We start from the raw sequence: 21,261 nt of genomic DNA on the forward strand, positions 1-21,261 counted from the left end.
AAGGGTGGCGACAATGGTGCGGCCTACGCGGGCGATGCCTCTACATTGCGACGGATGAACGTCGCGGCCGTGCTGCGACTGCTGCACGGCGCCCAGGGGAGTGCGGCGCCCGAGCCCGACGTGGAGGGTGCGGACCGCTACACGGTGACCGAGATCGCCCAGGCCGCCGGCATCTCGCGGCCGACGGCGGAAGACGTGGTGGACGCGCTCATCGGCCAGGGCTGGCTCGCCGAAGCGGCGCCGAAGCCGGGGCGCGGGCGGCGCGCGGCCGGGCGCCCGGCGCGCACTATCTGGTTCGACTCACAGGCCGGATGCGTGCTCGGCGTCGACCTGGCACCGCACTGGGTTCGCGCTCTGGTCTCGGATCTGTCCGGTCGGATGATCGGACGCGCTGACTACCCCGTGGCCGGAGGGGCGACCGCGGAGGAGCGGATCGCCGCCGCACGGACGGCGATCACCGAGGCGCTCCGCCTGGCGGGCCGGGAATCCTCGCAGATCCTGGCAGCATCCGCGGCCACCGTCGGCATCGCCCAGGCCGACGGCACAGTCGTGCGTTCGACCATCCCGCAGCTGATGGGACACAATCTCGCCGACATGCTCGGCGAGTTCCTTCCCGTCCGGGTCCACATCGCCAACGACATGCGTGCGGCTGTCCTCGGCGAATACTGGGTCGGCGCCGCGGTGGGCTGCAGCAGCGCCGTCTACCTGCACGTCGGTCGTCGCCTCGGCTCGGCATACCTCATCGACGGGGTCTCCCCGCTCGGCCATCACGGCGCTGCGGGTGAGATCCCGCCCGAGTCCGGCCGCCGGCTCGTCGACGCATACCGCAAGCTGGTCAGCTTCACCGGCGTCAGTGTCGACGACCTTCCGCGCGAGGAGATGCTCGCCGTCGACCCGCTCACCGTCTTCGAAGCCGCGCAGCGGGGTGAGATCAGGGCTCGCCGAGCCGTCACGGAGTTCGCCGACGAGTTCGCCGCGGGCGTCGAGGGACTGATCATCACGGTCGACCCCGAGGTCGTGGTGGTCGGCGGAGGCGTGGTCGCCGCCGGCGACATCGCGGTCGATGCGATCCGCTCCCGGCTCGCTCCCGTGGCTGTGTTCGAGCCGCGGGTAGTGGCCTCGCCGCTCGGCGAGAGCGCAGCCGCGATCGGTGCAGTGCGTCTGGCTCTCGATGAGTTCGAGAAGAACCTGTTCGCGAACCCGTTCGCCGATGCGCAGACGCTGAAGGCCGCCGGATGAGCGGCGCACCCGACTATGTCACGGCAGTCAGCCCGGGACGCGGCGCCCGGCGCCGGGCGCGATCCTGGTTGCATTCTTCAGCTCCCTCGCTCTCGCTCAACGGGGAGTGGCGGTTCCGCCTGCTGCCCGGGGTGCCGGGGTCGATCGGCGCTCCCGCGACTCTCCCACCAGGTGAAGCCGCGGAAGGATTCGCGGACCCCGCGTTCGACGATGCGGAGTGGGCCACGATAGGACTGCCGTGCCATTGGGTGCTCACCGGCGACGGCGCCTTCGGCAGCCCGGAGTACACGAACAGCCAGCTGAGCATTCCGATCGATCCTCCTTTCGTTCCGGACGAGAACCCCACTGGTGATCACCGTCGGTCATTCGACGTGCCCGAGGAATGGCTCGATCGTGCCCGGTTCGACGCCGTGGTCCTGCGGTTCGACGGCGTCGAGTCCATCTACCGGGTCTGGGTGAACGGGCACGAGATCGGTGTGGGCACAGGCTCCCGCCTGTCCCAGGAGTTCGACGTGACCGCGGCGGTGCATCCTGGGCCGAACATCATCGCGGTGCGCGTGCACAAGTGGTCGGCGCAGACATTCGTCGAGGATCAGGACCAGTGGTATCTGCCCGGCATCTTCCGCGATGTCACGCTTCAGGCCCGCCCGGTCGGCGGCATCGAAGACGTGTGGCTGCGGACCGCCTTCGATCCGGATGCCGGTGCGGGTGACATCCTCCCGGAGGTGATAGCCGACGCATCGGCGTACCCGATCAGCCTGCTGGTGCCCGAACTCGGCGTCGACGTGCAGTGGGCGAAGCCCGACGACGTGCGGGCGGTCCGCATCGACACCGTCGAGCCCTGGTCGGCAGAGGTTCCGCGCCTCTACCAGGCATCCGTCATCGGCGCGGGCGAGACGATCACCCTGCAGCTGGGCTTCCGCACCGTGCAGATCGTGGACGGCGAGATCCGCGTGAACGGCACGCAGGTGATCTTCAACGGCGTGAACCGCCACGAGACCCATCCCGACCACGGCCGAGTCTTCGACGAGGCCTGGGTGCGCGATGAACTGCACCAGATGAAGCGGCACAACGTGAACGCCATCCGCACGTCGCACTATCCGCCGCATCCGCGCGTGCTCGACCTGATCGACGAGATCGGGTTCTGGGTGGTGCTCGAGAACGACTACGAGTCGCACGCCTTCGGCAAGTCCGAGCCCGTGCAGTGGGAGCGGAATCCGAGCGGCGAGCCGGAGTGGCGCGACGTCGTCGTGGATCGCATGCGGCGCACGGTCGAGCGGGACAAGAACCATCCGAGCGTGATCATGTGGTCGCTCGGCAATGAGTCGCACACCGGCGAGAACCTCGCCGAGGCGGCGAACTGGGTGCGGGCGCGCGACCCCGAGCGACCCGTGCACTACGAGGGCGACTATCAGGGGCGCTACACCGACGTGTACTCCCGGATGTACACCTCGGTGGCGGATGTGCAGAGCATCTGCAGCGACGACGGCACGGCGCCCTGGGCCACAGACTTCGCTGAGGCGGCTCGCGTGCGCACTCGGCCGTTCCTGATGGCGGAGTACGCGCACGCGATGGGCAACGGCCCCGGCGGCCTGGCGCGGTACGAGCAACTGGTGCGGGCGCACAACGCCGACGGGACCCGCAGGTACCCCCGGCTGCACGGCGGATTCGTGTGGGAGTGGCGCGACCACGGCATCCGGCAGACCACCCCCGACGGCGAAGAGTTCTTCGCCTACGGCGGCGACTTCGGTGAGCGCGTGCACGACGACAACTTCGTGCTGGACGGCCTCGTGTTCTCCGACGGCACGCCCAGCCCCGGACTGCTCGAGTACGCGGCGGTCGTCGCACCTGTGGAGTTCGGGGCGCCCGCTGTGCAGGACGGCGTGCTGAGCGTCGAGGTGCGGGGACACGCGGGTGTCGCGATCGCGCCGGTGCGGTTCGTCGGGCGGGTCGAGATCGACGGCATCCCCGGTCCGGCGATCGACATCGCGGGCGCCCCGCTCGCGCCCGGCGAGTGCCGGATGCTGCGGACGCCGGCGCCGGCCGGCGACGACGAGGTGGAGACGCTGGTGACCGTCGAGGCGCAGTACGCCGCTGATCTGCCCTGGGCGCCGGCGGGGCACGTGGTCGCCACCGCGCAGTTCGATCTCACGCCCCGACGCGTGCGCGACCGCGCCAGAGCGGATGCCCCGCCTCCTCCGGCGACGACCGCGCCGGCATCCGCCGGGCACCGCGCGAGCCTGGGCGCGGCGACGTTCGTCGGCGGGCGGCTGACATCCCTGGCAGGTCTGCCGACCGGGCCCGTGCGCTGCGAGCTCTTTCGCGCCCCCACCGACAACGACCGGGGCGCCGGATCGGTGAACTCCACCCGATACGACCCGACGAAGCCGGTGGACTACTCCACAGCGGACATCGATCCCCCGCACGCGGATGTCTGGGCGCGGGACTACCTGCACCTGCTCAGCGGCCGGGTGGAGTCCGTCGACACGTTCGACGGCGGCATCAGCACCCGCAGCCGGTGGTCGCCGCCGAACTCGCGGCACGCCGTCACGCTCACCGAGACCTGGCAGCTGCACCGCGGTGACCTGTGGGTGCGGTTCGACTTCGCACCGACCTCGGACTGGCCGTACATCTGGCCTCGGCTCGGCGTGCGCATCGACCTGCCGCAGACGGTCGACGGCGCGCGATGGTTCGGCGCAGGGCCGGGGGAGTCGTACCCCGACACCGACCACGCGGTGCGGATCGGACGCTTCGCCGCCGGGATCGACCAACTGAACGTGCCCTATGCCAGGCCGCAGGAGAACGGTCACCGCGGGGATCTTCGCGAGCTGACCCTCGTGGCGGACGGCGTGCCCGTCGTGCGATTCGACACCCCTGCCGACCTGCACGGCCGCCGGCCGGGGTTCACGCTCACCCGGCACACCGCGCAGCAGCTGGCGCAGGCGAGGCATCCGCACGAGCTGCCGGCGCCGGTCGCGACCCACCTCTACCTGGATGCCGCGCAGAACGGCATCGGCTCGCGCTCGTGCGGGCCCGACGTCTGGCCCGGCGACATGCTCAGCAGTGAGGCGAGGACGGTCGTGGCGCGGGTGAGGCAGCTGCCGGCGTGATCAACTCTCGGTCGCGCCGAGCATGCGTTCCAGGATGACGCTCTTGAACTGCTGAGCGGTGAGATCGACGTGTTCGGCCATCAGACGCACAGCGAGCTCGGTGTCGCCGTCGGCGATCGCGGCGGCGATCGCGACATGCTGCGCAGCGGCGGTGGAGACGGATCCGCCGGCGGTGCTGGCCAGGGCGATCACGCTGACCTGGCGCTGAAGTCGCTGCACGGCATCCAGGCATCCCAGCATGAAGCTGTTCGCCGCCGCCTCCCCGACGGAGCGGTGGAACGCGGCATCCGCCCGATTGAACTCCTCGAGGTCGCCCGCGGCGACTTCGAGGGTGCGCGAGGCGGCGTCGCGGATGGTCCGCACCTGGGCGGGAGTCGCCCGACGCGATGCGAGCTCCGTCGTGCTGAGCTCCACGAAGCGGCGGAACTCGAAGATCTCGCCCACCTGGTCGGGGTCGGCGGGCAGGAAGCCGGAGAGCGAGGCACCCCAGGGCACCTCCGGCGGCCTGGCCACGTAGATCCCCCGTCCGCGCTGCACGGACAGGCGCCCGAGCGCGGACAGGATCTTGACCGCCTCGCGCACGATCGTCCGCGACATCCCGACGATCTCCGCCAGTGCGCTCTCTGTGGGCAGTCGCGTGCCAGGGGGCAGCTGCTGCTCGACGATGTACTCGAGGATCCGCTCTGCGGCGATCTCGTAGCCGGGCCGGTAACTGGATGCCGGTGCCGGTGCGTCGGGTCCTGGCTCAGCCACGCGGTGCTCTCCCCCTCGACATGTCGTCGAGCCTATCGGGGTTGACGCGAGGGAGCCCGGCGTCGCTCAGGGCGGCGCCGGGCTCATCACGGCCGGTGACCGGCTACCCCTGCGAGACCGTGACCACGGCCTGCGCCTTCACCGACGTCCCCGCGACTGTTCCGGTCACCACGAACCAGCCGGGCTTCGAGAGCGCATCCGCCGGCACGGCCTCCCAGCCGACCGGCACCGACTGCGTGCTGCCGTCCGAGTACACCGCATCGACCTGAGCGGGCAGCGCGGGCGTCTTCCCGACCGTCGTGTCGACAGCCACGTGCACCGTGTCGACGATCGCGCGGTCGCCCTGCGGACCGTACGCCTGGAATTCGGCGAGGCCGACCTCGGCGCCGGCGGGGTTGGCGTGCGCGTTGTTCGGGTCGATCGTGAACTTCAGCCACGACGTCGTGATCGGCGTGCCGAAGTCAACGATGTTGTCGGGCTGGCCTTCCCAGTCGATGCCGGTCACCATCCTGCTGCCGCCCTCCCATTCCAGGAGGCCTTCGCTGATCTCGTTGACGTCGTGTCCGCGGTCGACGAGGTTGACCCGTTCGATCGTGGTCGCCTTGCCGAAGTTCAGCGTGATCGACGGGGTGGTGTCGGTCTGCTTCGCGGCCCACGACGTCGCCTTGTCGCCGTCCACCGCCTTCGCCGCGACGTACCGCGAGTCCTGATTGTCACCGTCCGGCGCGCCGTTGCGGTCACGCACCGATGTCACTGTCGCGTCGGCGAGCGCCGCCAGGTTGTCGCCCACGGCGCGCAGCTTCAGTTCCTTCGAGCTCTGCGTCACTCCGTTCAGCGTGACCACGGCCCTGACCGTCGAGGTGAAGGCCGAGGTGATCGGCTGGCTCAGGACGATCGTGCTGCTTCCCGGCACGTGCTTCAGCCGCGGGTCGTTGAACTCGTACGAGACGTCGGCCTTCGACATATTGGCCTTCTCTCCGGTGTTCAGCGTGCCCTCAAGGCTGGCGAGCACCGGAGCGCCGACTCGTACATCGTCAGCAGAGAGCTTCAGACTCACTCCCGTGAGGTAGGTCGGCAGTGTGATCCGCCCCTGGGCGTCCACATCCACGTACAAGTACTCGCTCGCGCGGTATCCGTCGCGGTCGGCTGTGACGGTGATCTTCGCCCTGCCCTGCGACACCGCGCGGACGACGCCGTTCGCATCGACGCTCGCGACCTGCGGGCTCTCGCTGCGGAAGCTCAGCGACTTCCGCGAGAGAGCGATCCGCTGGTCCAGGAACGAGTGCCCGGCGACGTCGATGCTCGCTGTCCTCCCGTCGCGGGCGATGTCGCCGTCGAGCGTGATGCTGCCCAGCTGAGTCAGGTCGCGCAGCGACTTGATCTGCACCTCGAGCACGTCCACCGGCTTGCCGTCCTGCCCGCCCTCGGGGAACGAGACCCGCACGTAGCGCGCCTGCACGCTGTCGTGCGCGGGATCGACCGGGTAGTCGTAGTAGTTGCCCTCCTGCTCCCAGCCGTACAGCGTCGTGTCGTTCTTCGGCACGGCCTTCGTGTTGCGCGAGGTGGGCAGCCCGCCGCCGGAGAGCTCCGTGGTCTCCGTGCCCGTCGTCCACGCCTTTCCGTCCTTGCTGTACTCGATCTTCAGCTTCTGCGGTGCATTCCGGTAGGTCACGTTGTCGGCGTCCGGCATGTGGTGGTCGAAGAAGACGTTCACCCGGGTGAGCTCCTGCAGCGACTTCAGGTCGTAGGTGATGCTGCCGGACTCTCCGGCAGCAACCCGCCACCGCGAGACGTTCGCACCGGTGGCGTCGTTGATGACGCCGTCGGAGAGATCCTTCGCGTGCTCCGCGTCGGTCGACACCTCGGGCGTCAGCCCCGCGGCCGCATCGGAGTCGGGCCGCACGGTCACGAAGTTGCGCGACGAGGTGAAGCTCTTGCCGTTCACCGTGATGTCGGCCCAGTACGCGTACATCGTCGGCTTGTCGACGGTGCCGGTGACCTTCAGCTTCCCGTCCGCCGCGACGAACGGTACCTGGCCGGCCGGTACTTCGGCGATGGCGATCTTGCCGCCGGGGATGTTCCGTCGTCCGTCGACGGTCGCGTAGTGGTAGACGACATCCGATGGCCTCACGATGTCGACGCCGCCGCCCTTCCCGGTGTATCCGGTGAAACCGACATCCACGTGCTCGCGTGCCTCCAGCCCCTTCCAGAACTGTGCGCCGTCAGTGGTCATCTCCACGCCGGTGAGCGGGAGATCCGGCGAGATGACGCCATTGCGGACGATGACCGGGTAGGTGTCCTTCTTCACCTGCGGCGCATTCACGCCGTCGTCATAGGTCGCCGTCACGGTGATCGTCGCCGTGCCGTCGGCCCCGGCGTGGATGACGCCGCTCTTCCCACTCGGCCGGGCGACGCCGGTGTTGTTGCTCGCGTAGCTGAGCTTCGTCGGCGCCAGCACGTTCGTGTACCCGTTCATGTAGCTCTCGGCGCGCAGCTTGAGCAGCTGCGGCTGCTCCTGGCTGCTGAACAGCTTGACGCTCGACAGCGAATAGTCGCGCGTCTTGTCCTTCGTGGTGACCTTGATCACTGTGTCGATGGGATCGCTGTTGACCGACGAGGTGTCGATGCTGACGTAATAGCCGGCATCCGTCTTCGTGGACGTGAACGGCAGCGCGGCGCCCTTGTTCAGCCATTCGACCTTCGACACGTCGTGTGTGAACGGGCCGACCTGCTTGAGCGTGTCGGCCCCGGTGAGCCCGGACTTCGCAGTGCCCTTGATCTGGTTCTCGATCAGGTGCAGGTACACGTACTGGTCGCGGGACATCGCATAGCCCCAGTCCGGTCCCTGGCCGAAGGCGATCGCCTTCTGCGGGTCCTCGAACCAGCCGGGCTTCCGCTCGTAGTCGAGCGTGTACGGCGTCGTGCAGTACAGGGACTCCCGCAGATCGGGGCCGCCTGCGTTGTCCATCCACCCGATGATTCCCTGGCGCATGTCTGACAGCTGCTGCGACGAGACCGGCACCATCGAGAAGATGTTCGCGTTGTCGAGATTGCTGCTCAGGTTGTCCATGCCGCGGGTCACGGTGATGGATGAGTCGTAGTTCATCACGTAGCCGTGGCCGTACTGGTTGATGAGCTCCTTCGTCGCCTCGCGCCAGTCATCTCGCTCATTGCCCTTGGCGTACTGCGTCCACACGTCCAGCGCGGTCGTGTACGGGTCGTTCCACTCCTCGTGCGCGGCCTTGCGCCCCTGCTTCAGGATGCCGTTGACCCAGCCGCCCTCGTTGTAGGGCTCGGCGTTCCAGAACGGGCGCTCGTGCAGAGTGATGTCCTGGTCGCCGGTCTGGGCGTTCGGGTTGGCATCGATGAGCACCCGGTCGTTGTAGTTGCGGGCCGAGCTCCACGCGACGTCGGTGTTCGAGTAAGACTCCGGGCCGCCGTCGGCGAAGAGGTACCAGGGGTCGTATCGGGCGACGAGGTTCTGGATGTCGCTCTCCAGGATGTTGCGTCCCTCGTACTGCGACGAGACGTACACGCCGAAGCGCAGACCGTAGCGCTCCGCGGCCTCCTTCGCCTGCTGCACACGATCTTTCACGTGCCAACTGCCGTCGTCGCCCTGCTCCAGGGCGTTGTATTTGAACAGCTTGTTGGCGTCGCTCGGGGTGAGGTCGGCATTCGGGGACGGCCAGTAGTACACGGTGTTCTGCAGGCTCTCGGTGGAGAGCATGGTCATGCCCATCTCCTTGGCCGTGCGCGCCCACTCGTCGTAGTTGTAGTTCGGGTCGTACAGGTTCGGCATGGTGCCGGTGGTGTGCGACAGCGCCGACATCTTGCCGTCGATGAACCAGTCGACCGGGTTCTCCTTGACGGTGATGGAGAACTTCTTCGACGCCGTGGCGCCGTCGTCATCGGTGACCTTCACCGTGAAGGCGTAGTCCTTGGCGCGCTTGCCCTGGGCGCCGTCCTTGACGGTGCCGCTGATGCTGCCGTCTGCGGCCAGGGACAGCCCCGGGGGAAGTTCGCCGTCGACGACGGCCCACTGGTAGCCGGGTGCGCCGCCGGCGGCCTGGAAAGTGAAGGCGGATGCCTGAGGCGCGATGCTCGATCCGTTCGGCTTGCCGTCCAGGGTGGCCTTCATCGCGACGTACGGGTTCTCGTCGTAGGCGTAGGGGAGGACGTTTCCGGGGTAGTCGTTCGCAGGAACGTCGGCATTGCGCATCTGGAACGCCTTCTTGTCGACGTCGAGTCCGGTCGTGACGATCTCGAGGTCGTCTGCGGCAGTCGACGAGGCCGAGTAGGTCAGCCCCGGTACGGTGTTCCCGCTCGCATCCGAGATCCTCGAGTAGAAGCCGAGGAAGTTCTTGCCGGAGTCGGGATTGCGGTGCTGGATCTGGATGACCAGCTCGTTCCAGCCGGCCTTCAGCGGAACCGCATAGCGAGTGCCGGGCTTGCTGACCCGCCCTGACACGGCGGTCTGCGCGCCCACCTTCTGATCGTTCGCGAACAGCGAGTACACACCGGAGCCGCCCACCTGCCACTGCACGGTCTGCGCGACAGGGCTGTAGACGTGCGTGGCGGCGAGCACCCACTTGTTCGTGGTGGGCTGCCCCTGCTTGACGTCGAAGTAGCCCATCAGATCGTTGTAGTCGTCGTAGTTGCGGTTGAAGATCCGGTCGTCGAAGTACTGCCAGGTCGACTTCTCCGCGCCGTCGGGTGCCACGACCTCCGCTCCGAGGACGGCGTCCGGGGCATCCGCCTCCGTGATCACGGGGGTGGTGAACGGGCCGGAGACCAGCCACTGGTTCAGATACGGCGCATCTCCACTGGTCTGCATGGCCTGCGCCGGCTGCAGCGGAAGCATGCATCCGGCGACCACTGCGGCGGCGACGAGGATGCTCCCCGATCGCTGCCGTCTTCTGCGGGAACTGGTCATGATGGCGTCCTCACTCCTCATCGAGTCGTATATGAATCTGATTCAAGCGAACTTCAGCGCAGAGTAGATCAGATCATGCTGGCGAGAGGCAAGGGTTGATATTCCCTGTTCTTATGTGTATCCCGCGCGCTGGATCTGAGTGTCGCGATTCGACCATTGAACATGAATCAGGTACATCGTCCAGGGCGAGATGGTCAGCGGCGGTGTACTCCTCGCCGCGCACTAGGCTTCAGTCGATATGGGCAGGGGATCGGGAGATGTGCGAGCGCGGGTCACGCTGCGCGAGGTGGCGGAACGCGCCGGCGTGTCCGTTGCGACGGCGTCGTACGTGCTCTCCGGAACCAGGAAGTCAGGAGCGCGATTCTCGGAGGAGACAGCGGAGCGGGTGCGGCAGGTCGCGGCCGACCTGCAGTACCTGCCCAACCGGATGGCGCGGTCGGTGCGTACCGGGCGCACGGGGGTCATCCAGCTCGTGCTGCACATGCTCGGCGACCCCTGGACGCAGGAGCTCGCGGAGGCCTTCACCGAACAGGCGCCGGCGCACGGGCTGACGACGTTGATCGCGCTCGATTCGGACTTCTCGGCCGCGCTGTCCCGCAGCGAGTTCGACGCGGCGTTCGTCGCAGCCGCGGGGGCCACCGAACCCGGGCAGTGGCGCGAGGCGCTCGGCCCGGTGATGCGCAAACTCGTTGTCTACTCGTCGACCCTCGCGCCGGACGGTTTCGACGTCATCCGCTTCGACGAGCGCCGGGCCGCGCTGATGGCCGTAGAGCATCTGCTGGAACGGCACCGCGACATCGCCTGCCTCTCTGCTGTCAGCGCCGGCGCACGAGAGGCCGGGGTGCGCCGCGGGGCCTACCTCGACGCCATGGCAGATGCCGGGCAGGGGGTCCGCGCGGAGTATCTCGCGGAGTTCGCGAAGGATGCACTCGACCCCTACCGTGCCGCTCGCGAACTGCTGAGCATGCCTGACCGCCCCACCGCCGTCTTCGCGGAGGCGGACTTCGCGGCCTTCGCGACGGTGCAGGCGGCCCGCGAACTCGGGCTCCGCGTGCCGGAGGACGTCGCAGTGATCGGGATCGGCGATTCCGGGCTCGCTGAGAGCGCAGGCATCAGCTCGGTCGGCGGCAAGGACATGCGCGAGCGGATCGTCGCGTTCGTGCTGGAGCGCGCCCTCGATGCGCGGATCCCGCAGAACAGGGTGCTCGAACTCGAGCCGGTCCTGTTCGAACGTGACTCGACGAGTCCGGCCGGCCGAGCGCGCTGAAGCTCTTGACCCAAACGTCACACGTTTGCTAGCGTCCTGCTTAATCGTCTAAGCAGGACGGCATCCGCCCCAAGGCGATCCCCCTCGTCGGTTCACCGAAGAACCCGCACCCCCGGAGGAGCACCATGACAGGTCCCCGTAGGAAACCGATTGCGATGATCAGCGCGACTGCGCTGATCTCCACGATGCTCGTGCTCGGCGCGAGCACCGGCTCCGCGCAGGCGCAGCAGGTGACCGGCACTGCGCCGTTCATCAACTCCTGGCTCGTTTCGGGGCCGTTCGACACGGCGGTCGCCGACGACATCTACGGTTGCGCGGTCACCGCGGAGCCGAACCTCGCGAAGACCGCGACCGCAACGGCGTCCTCCGCGCTGGCTGCGAACCCGCCGGCCCAGCTCATCGACGGTGACACTCGCAAGCAGTGGGTGGCTGAGAACGACCCGGCGCCGACTGTGACGCTCACCTGGGCATCCCCCATCTCGCTGAACGAGGTGCGCCTCGCGCAGTGGGGCGACGGTCGGCACGTGAACAAGCACTACGACCTCACCTTCACTCTTGCGGACGGTTCCACCGTGACGTCGCAGCGGGTGAACAGCACTTCGGCCTCCCCCTCGGAGCCCACGGTCTACTCGCATCCCACGACCCTCTCCGGCGTCACCTCGCTGACCATCGCGATCGACAAGGGCGTGACTCCCTATCCGTCGATCACCGGCCTCTCCGAGGTGGAGGTCTACCAGCGGGCCGCGGCCTCCGAAGGCGATGCCTCCATCGCGCCGGTCCTCGGCGGCACGCTCGGTGACGACTCGCAGTCGAGCGACTGGGAGTACTTCGACGACCGCGTCTACAACCGCAACTACGACGACTACCAGGACCTGTACGGCTACTTCGAGGTGAAGAAGCACGAGGACACCCGCAACAAGTTCGTCTATGCGCACACCTACGTGTACAGCCCCGAGGCCCGCAGCGCGTTCGTCAACGTCGGGGCGAGCGGCTCGTACCGGCTGTACGTGAACGACCGCTGCGTCACGGCGCCCAGCACTCCGGTCGAGGTGCAGAAGGATCTCACCCGGCAGCAGGTCGACCTGAAGCAGGGCTGGAACAAGGTGCTCCTGCAGATCAAGCACACCTACACCGAGGACGTGAACGGCAACGGCGTGCCGATCGCCAAGGACCAGGACGTCGCGTACCTCGGCTTCTACGGCCGCGTCTCCGACAAGGACGGCAACCGGATCGACGGCGTGGTCAGCTCGGTCAACGGACCGGCCGACAAGCTGCGTATCGACACCACAGGGCTGAAGGCCGGAGGAACGGCGGGCAAGGACCTGCCGACCCAGCAGCTGCCGACCGGCTACCGGGAGTGGCCGTACGTCTGGAACAAGTCGGTCACCTCCAAGAAGTATGGTGTGTCCGCCTCGGCATTCCAGTTCGGAGCCAGCGGCGGGCAGCCCGGCTACACCTGGAAGCTCATCGACGGAAAGCTCCCCGAGGGGCTCGAGCTCGGCGCGGACGGCACCATCGCCGATGGACTCGCGAACGGCAAGGCCGACTTGTCCAGCCGAAAGGGCATCATCAGCCCGAAGGCGAAGATCGGCGACTACCGGTTCACTCTGCAGGTGACGGACGCCTCCGGTGCGACGGCGACCAAGCGCTTCGAGCTCACGGTCAAGGAGCGCCCGAACCGGAGGCTCGAAGAGGGCAGGGTCAGCGCGCTCACCCACGCCGCGCCGATGTTCAATTACTTCGTCGACCCGAACTACTCGCTCGACCAGTGGGCCGCCCGCGCCAAGGCGCAGGGGCTCGCGATGGTCTCGGTCGAGGCGCTGCAGCAGAACTACCACTGGCCCTCGAAGTTCTCCGACCCGGCCGGCGATCGTCAGAAGTATTTGCCCAAGGGTGCAGACGGCAACGTCGTGGACGGCCTGAAGCCGATGGTCGACGCCATCCGCCGCTACGGCATGGACGTCGGCATGTACTACGCCACTGAGGGCGGCGGGCTGCAGCACTTCTCGACGGACGTGTTCGTGCAGAACGTCGAGGACCTGCTGGGCCGCTACGACCCGAGCTACCTCTACTTCGACGGCCCCCAGTCCATGCCGAACGCCAACTACGACGTCATGTACAGCGCGGTGCGCAACCACAGCGCCGACGTCGTCATCGACTCCAACGCCTGGGGCGAGGAGTACGGCGACCCGGACCTGCGCACCAACGAGGCATCCGAGATCTACTCCAACGCGAGCGCGAACCATCTGGTCAAGCGCACCCCGATGGAGCCGTGGAAGATCCTCGGCACCAGGAACCAGGATTCGCCGTACTACCCGCAGCGCGACGACTTCCGCCTGGTGGCGCAGGAGACGATCATGAACGCGGGCCGCGGCTACGTCGACAACAACGACCAGACGATCATGGACGGACGAGGGCCGAACTGGCACTCCCCGGAGGAGATCGTCACCCGCTATCCGAAGGGCGCCCAGGAGTTCATCACCGTCCGCGACCAGGTGGCGGACTGGTTCGCTCCGAAGGCCGGGGTCAACCTGCTCGAATCCGTGACCGGCACCAGGCCGTTCTACCTGCCCGGCTACGGCTACGAAGACGACGGGGTCGGCAACTACGAGAAGTTCGCGCACCCGAATGCCACCACCGGGCCGCAGTGGGGCTACGCCACCGCGCGCGACAACGACATCTACCTGCACATCCTGAGGGGGCCGGACGGCAAGAAGGGCTTCGACGCGATCGCGGACAGGAAGCTGACTATCGGCGGCATCTCGCACGACGTCACCTCGGTCAGCGTGCTCAACACTGGCGAGAAGCTGCGCGACTTCAGCCAGGACGGGCAGTCGCTGAGCATCGACCTGGGCGCGGTCGCCACCGACCCCGTGGACACGATCATCAAGATCCGCACCGACGACCCGGCACGGGACTACCGCCTGACCGACGTCACGGTCGACGGGAAGCCGCTCTCCGGTGGCCGCCTGCAGCTGGAGACCGGCGGGTACATGACGTATCCGGCGCTGTCGACGAAGCTGGATCGCGTCACGTACAGCGTGCCGAACGCCAAGGTCGTGAAGATCGACGACGAGGGCCGCGTGTCCCCGCACTCGAACGGATCCGTCGAGGTCACGGTCACGGCCAAGGCCGGATCGGTGACGAAGAAGACGAAGGTCACGATCTCGGTGCGCGACAAGGTCGCTTACATCGGCGAGGACCTGTCCTCCGCAGTGCTGCGCATCGGCGGCGACGAGACCTATGGCTCGTTCCCGATCAGCGCCCGGCCGTCGATCGCGCTGGACGGACGCTCCGACCACGGCCAGTCCGTGCGATTGGATGCGGCGGACGTCACCTGGCACGGAGGAATCGTCGATGTCACCGGGGGCACCAAGGAGGTGCCGGTGGCGATCACCGAGGTGGACGGCTTCGGCTTCGCCGACGGAAAGCTGACGACGCCTCAGCTCACGACACCGACCCGCGCCGCCGTCTGGGCCGACGTGAAGCTCGACGGCAGGACGGTCACGAGCAACAGGGTGTTCCTCGACCTGCTTCCCGTCCGCGACGTCGCCGGCGCGGCGAAGGTCACGACCAGCGATGCCTCGGCGGATGCCGGCAGGCTCACCGACGGCATCCTGATCGACGCCGACCATCTCACCGGCTCCGGGTGGAGCACCTCCGCGGACGGTGCATCGTGGGCGCAGTTCGATCTGGCGGCCCCGACCGAGCTCTCCAGCATCGGCCTGGCGTTCGCCGAGGCGGGACAGCGCTACGCCAACGTGCCGCGCAGGATCGTCATCCAGACCAGCGTCGACGGTGAGAACTGGAAGGACGCGGCCTCGGCGAATGGTCCGAGCGGCGCCATCTTCTGGGGCAACGTCGACTCCTACCCGGTGACCGGGGTCGCACAGCACGTGCGGATCTCGTTCCCGGAGGGATCGGCGGGGTCGTCCCTCGACCTGCTCGAGGTGCAGATCAATGCCACCCACGAGATGACGGGTCTGGCGAGCATCACGGCGAAGCCGAAGGTCGACAGCAGCGGGCGCACGGCGACGATCGACGTCGCGGGGCGGGACTTCGCGGGCGACCCGGCCGCGGTGCCGTCCTCGGCGGTGACGGTGGTGTCGTCCGACTCGCGGGTGCTCGCCGTGGACTCCCGAGGAAGGCTCCGCGGCGTGGCGCCCGGACAGGCCAAGGTGGTCGTCTCCGCCGACATCGACGGATACCGGGCATCCGACTACTTCACGGTGAAGGTCGATGACCGAGGGCGCCTGTCGCTGCCGACGTTCGTGCGCAGCGTGGAGCTGTCGCTGAGCGCGGGCATCATCCGCGTCGGGCAGCCTGTGCAGGCCACGGTGAAGGCCACGCTCAACACCGGGGAGGAGGCCGACACGGCCGAGGTCACGACGGTGCTGACGTTCAGCGACGAGCGGCTGCGGCAGGTGCCGGGTTCGACCACCATCGAGCTCACCGAGCCTGTCACAGGGGTCGTCCCGGCCACGGTGCAGGCGAAGGTCGCGCTCGGAGGGGTGGAGGTGCTCTCCGCACCGGTGTCGCTGAAGCTCACCGGCGACAACCTGGCGAGCGCCGCGACCGTCACGGTCTCGTCCGTGCGCGACCGCAACGGCGTACCGGACGGCAACGCAGTCGACGACCGCTATCTCGGCAGCAAGGCGATCGACGGCGACAGGGCCACCTCGTGGGCCTCCAAGCAGAGCGACGTCTCGCCGTGGATCCGCCTCGACTTCGGCGGACCGGTGAAGATCGACCGGGTCAACCTCGTCGATCGCGGCCACGAGGTCAACCAGATCGTCGAGGGCGTCCTGGAATGGGAGGGCGGCAGCAAGAAGGTCACCGGCATCAAGTGGGACGGTCAGCCCGACAACATGATCACCCTGGATGCCCCGGTCACGACCTCCTGGCTGAGGTTCACCGTCGACCCGGACAACGTGTTCGACAATCAGGCGCTGCACGGCGAGGTCGGTCTGGCTGAGTTCAGCGCGTTCGGCCCGACGGCGCAGTAGCCCGCGCGGAAACGGCCCGGCGTCCCCCAATGGGGACGTCGGGCCGTTTCTCGTCGGTCGATGGAGGTGCCTCCGGCGCCGGGTGCCTCTCGGTCTCTTGTCCGCGGACTTGTGCGGCCTCGCGGGAAGCCGTCGCGTGCACGTCGTCCCCGCAGCATCCGTTCCGGGGGATGCCGGAGCGAAGCGCACGGCACGGCGAGAACTTTGAGGCGCCGGGGGAGCCGCGTTCCTGCCTGGCAGAGCCCCGTCGACTCTCGACAAAGAGAAGGTCCGGATGCGAGCCGTGCGGCTCGCATCCGGACCTTCGTGCTGCGGTCAGACCCCTCAGAGCGCCGTCGGCAGCGACAGCTGGAACGACTGCAGGTTCCAGTTGTTGTCGTTCACGACACGGACCGTGATCGTGTGCAGGCCGGCCGCCAGCGGCACGGTGCCGCCGTTCACGGTCGCCCAGTTGCTCCACCCACCGGTGACCGGCAGCGTCGTCGTCGCCACGCTCACTCCGTCGACCAGCATCTCGACGCCGTTGCTGTTGTTCTTGTTGACGGCGACGCGGTACGACAGGTCGTAGACGCCCGTATCGGTGACGGCGACCTTGTAGCTCATCGTGTCGCCGACGCTGATGTAGCCGACCGCCTGCGTCCCGTTCTCGCCCGTCACCGGCTGGATCCCGCCGGTGTGCGCGTCGTAGGTCACCCCCTGGATGGTGCCGGGAATGCTCTGCGCCGCGTAGGCCAGCTTCGCCGAGGCGAAGTTCCACCCGCCGGCGGTCGCCTGCAGCCGGATCGTGTGCAGCCCGCTGGTCAGGGGCACCAGGTCGCTGACGGTGGTCCAGTTCTGCAGACCGCCCGTGGAATCCAGCGTCGTGGTTCCGGCCTGCTCGCCGTCGACGAGGAGTTCAACCTCGCCGGTGGCTCCGGCATCCACGGCCACCCGGTAGTCGACGCTGTAGGCGCCGGTCTTGGGCACGTCGACCACGTACTCGAGGTAGTCGCCGGTCTCCAGCGGTCCGGCGTAGGCCGTTCCGTCGGGCGTCGTGCCGGCGGGGATGTCGGAGGACGCCGAGGCATCAGCCGCGGCGAGCGGCTCATCCAGAGAGAGCGGGATGGGCAGCGCCGGCGCGGCGCTGTTTCCTGTGCCGCCGGCGACTCGCACACGGTCGTAGATCCCGTCGCCGAATCCGTCGGCCGAACCCAGTTGGATGCGCCGGAAGGACGGAGCCGCCACGGTGCCGACCTCGACGCCGTCGATCGACAGCCGGGCAGTGCTGCCGTTCGAGTAGTCGAAGGTCAGTCGGTGCCAGCCGTAGGTGCGCGGTACCGAGGTCGCTGTCTTCGAACCGGCGTTCTGGAGCACGTACGACGTGGTGCTCACGCTCGTGTCGATGCCGAGGCCGATCGCGTCGTCCCCGCCGTTGTCGACGCGCGCCAGCGCGCGCACCTGCGCCGAGATCGGAGCGCCCGAGTCGTACGGGACCATGCCCATGCTCTGTCGATCGAAGATGTCGAGTGTGACCGTCTTCTTCTTCAGTGCGGTGCCGAAGTCCCTGTACAGCACCGGCTTCGATCCGGCGGGCGCCTTGTCGCCGTTGACGACGAGAGCTCCCTTTCCGATGTCGAGGCCACCGGAGCGCTCGTCGGAGACTCCCTCGGCGGCGAACTCGTGCGAGATCGCCGGCTTGACGCCGTCCCAGCGCCACTGGGACTCGTCGAGCGCCGAGCCCTCGAAGGCGTCCTGGAAGTACACCTTCTTCGTCTTGTCCTTGCCGGCCGGCTCGGAGTCGAAGTAGGGGTTGGCGTCGTTCGCGCCGATGTGGGCGTAGTCCATCTTCGACGGGTCGAAGTCGGCGAGCTGGTTGACGATCTTCCCGTAGTTGATGTTCGTGTTCTCGAACGTGATCTGGTCGCCGTACTGCACGATCGTGTTGACCTCGGCGTTGTACTGCTGGGGGTTGATCGCCTGGTAGTTCTTCACGATCACGCCCGCCGCGCCGACGTCGAGGTTCATGCTGTTCGGCGGGATGCCGTCCATCGTGGGCGTGGAGCCGATCTTGTCGACGATGATCTGGTCGAACGTGTTCGGCCGGTGCTGCGAGCCTCGGAACAGATCGAAGGTGAAGATCGCACCGTCGTCGGCGCCGTCGTTCTCGGCGTCATGGATGTACAAGTGGCTGAACGTGTTGTCGTGCGCGTACAGATCCGTCATCCGGTTGTAGTCGCCGTCTCCGGTGGGGCCGGGAGTCGACGTGCGGCCGTAGCCGCCCATCAGGAGCAGCGCGCGCCGCGGACTGTTGTAGATCTCGGAGTGCGAGACGGTGTTGCTGCTCGCGTTGTTGATCGAGACGCCCGCGGTCTGCCCGACGAGCTGGCCGATGTCGTGGATGATCGTGTTCGTCACCGTGTTGTGATGGCTGTATCCCTCGCCGTTCTCGTCGCCTCCGACGCCGGGGAATCCGCCTTCGATGTTGACGCCGCCGTGGCCGGTGTTCTCGATCAGGCTGTTGCTGATCATGGTGTGGTCGTTGGCCTCGTAGAGCTCGATCCCGAACATCCCCGCGTTCTTGACATGCGCGTTCGTGATCGTGATGTTGTTCGTGTTCTTCAGCGTGATCGATCCGACCTGGAACTCCGGGCGCTCGCTCGTCTCCGCGTACGAGGGCAGGGTGATGCCCGGCTGCACCGCGTAGTCCGGGAAGCCCATCCCGCCACGGGCGTCGTGGGCGTTCCACGCGTAGCTGTAGTACTCGGGGAAGTTCGTGTCCTTGAACGCGAGACCGTCGAAGGTGATGTGCGACACCTGCGCGGTGCGCGAGGCACCGGTGACGTCGACGATCTTCTCCGTGGACGGAACCACGATGTCCTGCTTCGACAGGGGGTCGGACCCCTCCTCCGGGTAGTAGTAGAGGTACCCGCTGGCCTTGTTGTAGTAGTACTCGCCGGGCTCGTCGAGCAGCCCGAGGTTGCCCTGCACGAGGAACCGGGCGCCGCCGCCGTAGGAGAAGTGCGGGCGGTTCTCACCCGGCTTGCCCGGTACCTGCACGAAGCTCAGCTTGCGTGTGGCGGGATCGATCGATCCGATCGGGATGGTCGAGGTCATCCAGTCCCAGCCTGCGCCGTCCCAGCCGAGGATCTGCGCGTTCAGGTCGCCGCGGGACTGGGCGTTCGCCAGCGCCGTGACCTGAGCCTGGTCGAGTCCGGATGCCGGATAGTCGATGCTGGTCAGCCCTCCGCCGGTCGAGACCATGTAGTCGTTCTGCGCCGAGGTGAAGCGCGGCTCGACTCGATGCGAGGGCGTGCGCGCCATCGTCGCCCGCTCGTCGTCGACGTAGAGGGTGTTGAAGTCCAGACCGGCGCCGATCTTCGTCTCGTAGACGTGCCCGGCGGCGCTCGCGGGCAGGTCGGCGTCGCCGGCACCCGGTGTGTCCGCCGAGACGCGCTGCCAGGTCGTGTCGACCTTCGTGCCGCCGATCAGCTTCGCCGCACCCGGTCCGTCGAACGAGCGGTAGATCACCGAGAACCCGTTGGTGCCCGAATCGCCCTCGTCGAACTCGACGGTCTCGGGGGTGTAGTAGTCGCCCTTGGCGAGGTTGACGACGATGTCGCCGGTCATGTCGCCGGCCAGCTCGCGCACGGCCGTGCGTGCCTTCTCGAGTGTTTTGAACGCCTGGCCCCGGTTCCGGCCGGAGTTGGTGTCCTTCCCATGCGGGGAGACGAAGAAGGTGGCTTGCACTGGGGAACTCGATGCGGTGCTCGTCGAGGCGGATGCCGGGGCATTCACCAGACAGAGCGCGGCGGTGACGGCCAGGGCGCTCAGCCCTGCAACGGAGCCCAGCCGCCGGCGGAGCGGCGGGGCGGTCGGTGGGATCGATCTGCGCATGGGGAACCTTCCTTGGTTCTGGCTGCTCAAAGGGGATGGGGCGAGATTACGAAAAGCATTTTCTTAACGAATCTCGGGCCCAGTCTTCAGGGCCTGTCCGGTCGCTGTCAAGGTATGTGGCAGCATTGCGTAAACGAATTGGGTTATCGCGGTGCATCAGAGGAGAGCTCGAACGTGACTGGTGAAATACGTGTGCGGCAAGGTCTCGCCGGAATGACCGAGGTCGTCCTGGAATCGGCCGACCTGCAGGTCGTCGTCCTTCCGTGGAGGGGCGGCGAGATCAACAGGTTCTACTCGCGCGCGCTCGACCTGGATGTCCTCTATCGGGACCGCGGTGAGATGGCGCGATTCGAAGAGGACCGTCGACTGGGCCGCGAGCGACCGGCGGCGGAATATGCGTTCGGCGGACTGCTCACGATGTACCCGAATGCCGGCGAGCCGTCGCAGCGCGGTGAGCATCATTACGCGTTCCACGGAGACGCGCGAAGCGCTCCCTGGGATTACGAGATCGTCCAGGGCGCGACCCCTGAGCTTCGTCTGCGGGGCACGAGTGCAGGAGCGCCGTTCGCGATCGACCGGACGATGCGGTTCGCCGCCGGCTCCGGGGCGCTGGAAGTGACGGATGTGCTGACCCGAACGGACGATGGCGACGATGCACTGCCCTGTGGCTACGGGATCCACCCGTACTTCGGGCCTTCGACGCTGGCGTCGGGGACACGACTGTTCGTCGATGACCGGCTCGTCGGGACGCTCGGCGATGACGAGGTGATGCCTCATCGGCTGGATTGCGTGGAAGTGTCATCGTCGCCGTCATCGATCGCCGTCGACAGTCCTGGCGGCGGCAGTCGTCTCTCTCTCGAGTTCGATTCCCCGATCCTCGACCACGTGTGGGTCTGGCTCACCGATCGTTGGGAGACCGGCCGCGGCATCGGCGCGCTGATTCCGACCTCCGTGCACGGCGTGCACGGAGTGGAGGGAGCGGAGCGGGACGGCCTGGTGCATCGGCTGCACTCCGGCGAGTCCGTCACCGCGGCGTGGTCGATGCAGATCGCGCCGCTGCAGTCGCCGCATTGACCTCGG

8 protein-coding genes are annotated in these 21,261 nt (G+C 67.6%); 5 read left to right on the top strand and 3 right to left on the bottom strand.

The genetic code is table 11. The features are described from left to right. The first annotated feature begins 54 nt into the window (after window positions 1-54). Window positions 55-1,239, top strand: a complete 1,185-nt coding sequence (locus ACFVDO_RS17530) for an ROK family protein (protein ID WP_378858763.1) — start codon at window positions 55-57, stop codon at window positions 1,237-1,239. Further along, entirely contained in the window at window positions 1,236-4,349 is a 3,114-nt protein-coding gene (locus ACFVDO_RS17535; protein ID WP_378858762.1) for a glycoside hydrolase family 2 TIM barrel-domain containing protein, read from the top strand. Before ACFVDO_RS17530 ends, ACFVDO_RS17535 begins: the two co-directional genes overlap by 4 nt. Here the strand turns inward: ACFVDO_RS17535 and ACFVDO_RS17540 are convergent, their stop codons facing one another. Beyond that, window positions 4,350-5,102, bottom strand: a complete 753-nt coding sequence (locus ACFVDO_RS17540) for a FadR/GntR family transcriptional regulator (RefSeq protein ID WP_378858761.1) — start codon at window positions 5,100-5,102, stop codon at window positions 4,350-4,352. Between the two features lie 103 nt (window positions 5,103-5,205). Continuing rightward, on the bottom strand, window positions 5,206-10,035 hold the full coding sequence (locus ACFVDO_RS17545) for an Ig-like domain-containing protein (RefSeq protein ID WP_378858760.1): 4,830 nt from the start codon (window positions 10,033-10,035) through the stop codon (window positions 5,206-5,208). 286 nt (window positions 10,036-10,321) lie between these two features. On the opposite strand from ACFVDO_RS17545, the gene ACFVDO_RS17550 reads away from it, so the two are divergent. Continuing rightward, a complete protein-coding gene (locus ACFVDO_RS17550; RefSeq protein ID WP_378886873.1) occupies window positions 10,322-11,302 on the top strand; it encodes a LacI family DNA-binding transcriptional regulator in 981 nt (326 codons plus the stop codon). Between the two features lie 155 nt (window positions 11,303-11,457). Then, on the top strand, window positions 11,458-16,308 hold the full coding sequence (locus tag ACFVDO_RS17555; protein ID WP_378858758.1) for a discoidin domain-containing protein: 4,851 nt from the start codon (window positions 11,458-11,460) through the stop codon (window positions 16,306-16,308). A gap of 324 nt (window positions 16,309-16,632) precedes the next feature. Here ACFVDO_RS17555 and ACFVDO_RS17560 read toward each other — a convergent pair whose 3' ends face one another. After that, on the bottom strand, window positions 16,633-20,181 hold the full coding sequence (locus ACFVDO_RS17560) for a carbohydrate-binding protein (protein WP_378858973.1): 3,549 nt from the start codon (window positions 20,179-20,181) through the stop codon (window positions 16,633-16,635). A 12-nt stretch (window positions 20,182-20,193) separates the two neighbouring features. On the opposite strand from ACFVDO_RS17560, the gene ACFVDO_RS17565 reads away from it, so the two are divergent. Next, complete coding sequence (locus ACFVDO_RS17565; RefSeq protein WP_378858974.1) at window positions 20,194-21,255, top strand: hypothetical protein; 1,062 nt, start codon at window positions 20,194-20,196, stop codon at window positions 21,253-21,255. Window positions 21,256-21,261: the final 6 nt, after the last annotated feature.

Source organism: Microbacterium sp. NPDC057741 (assembly GCF_042798735.1).
Taxonomy (GTDB): domain Bacteria; phylum Actinomycetota; class Actinomycetes; order Actinomycetales; family Microbacteriaceae; genus Microbacterium.

Excerpts from the sequence above, each read along its gene's own strand:
- ACFVDO_RS17530 (WP_378858763.1), top strand. The coding sequence starts at position 55 with ATGAACGTCGCGGCCGTGCTGCGACTGCTGCACGGCGCCCAGGGGAGT.
- ACFVDO_RS17535 (WP_378858762.1), top strand. The coding sequence starts at position 1,236 with ATGAGCGGCGCACCCGACTATGTCACGGCAGTCAGCCCGGGACGCGGC.
- ACFVDO_RS17560 (WP_378858973.1), bottom strand. The coding sequence starts at position 20,181 with ATGCGCAGATCGATCCCACCGACCGCCCCGCCGCTCCGCCGGCGGCTG.
- ACFVDO_RS17545 (WP_378858760.1), bottom strand. The coding sequence starts at position 10,035 with ATGACCAGTTCCCGCAGAAGACGGCAGCGATCGGGGAGCATCCTCGTC.
- ACFVDO_RS17555 (WP_378858758.1), top strand. The coding sequence starts at position 11,458 with ATGATCAGCGCGACTGCGCTGATCTCCACGATGCTCGTGCTCGGCGCG.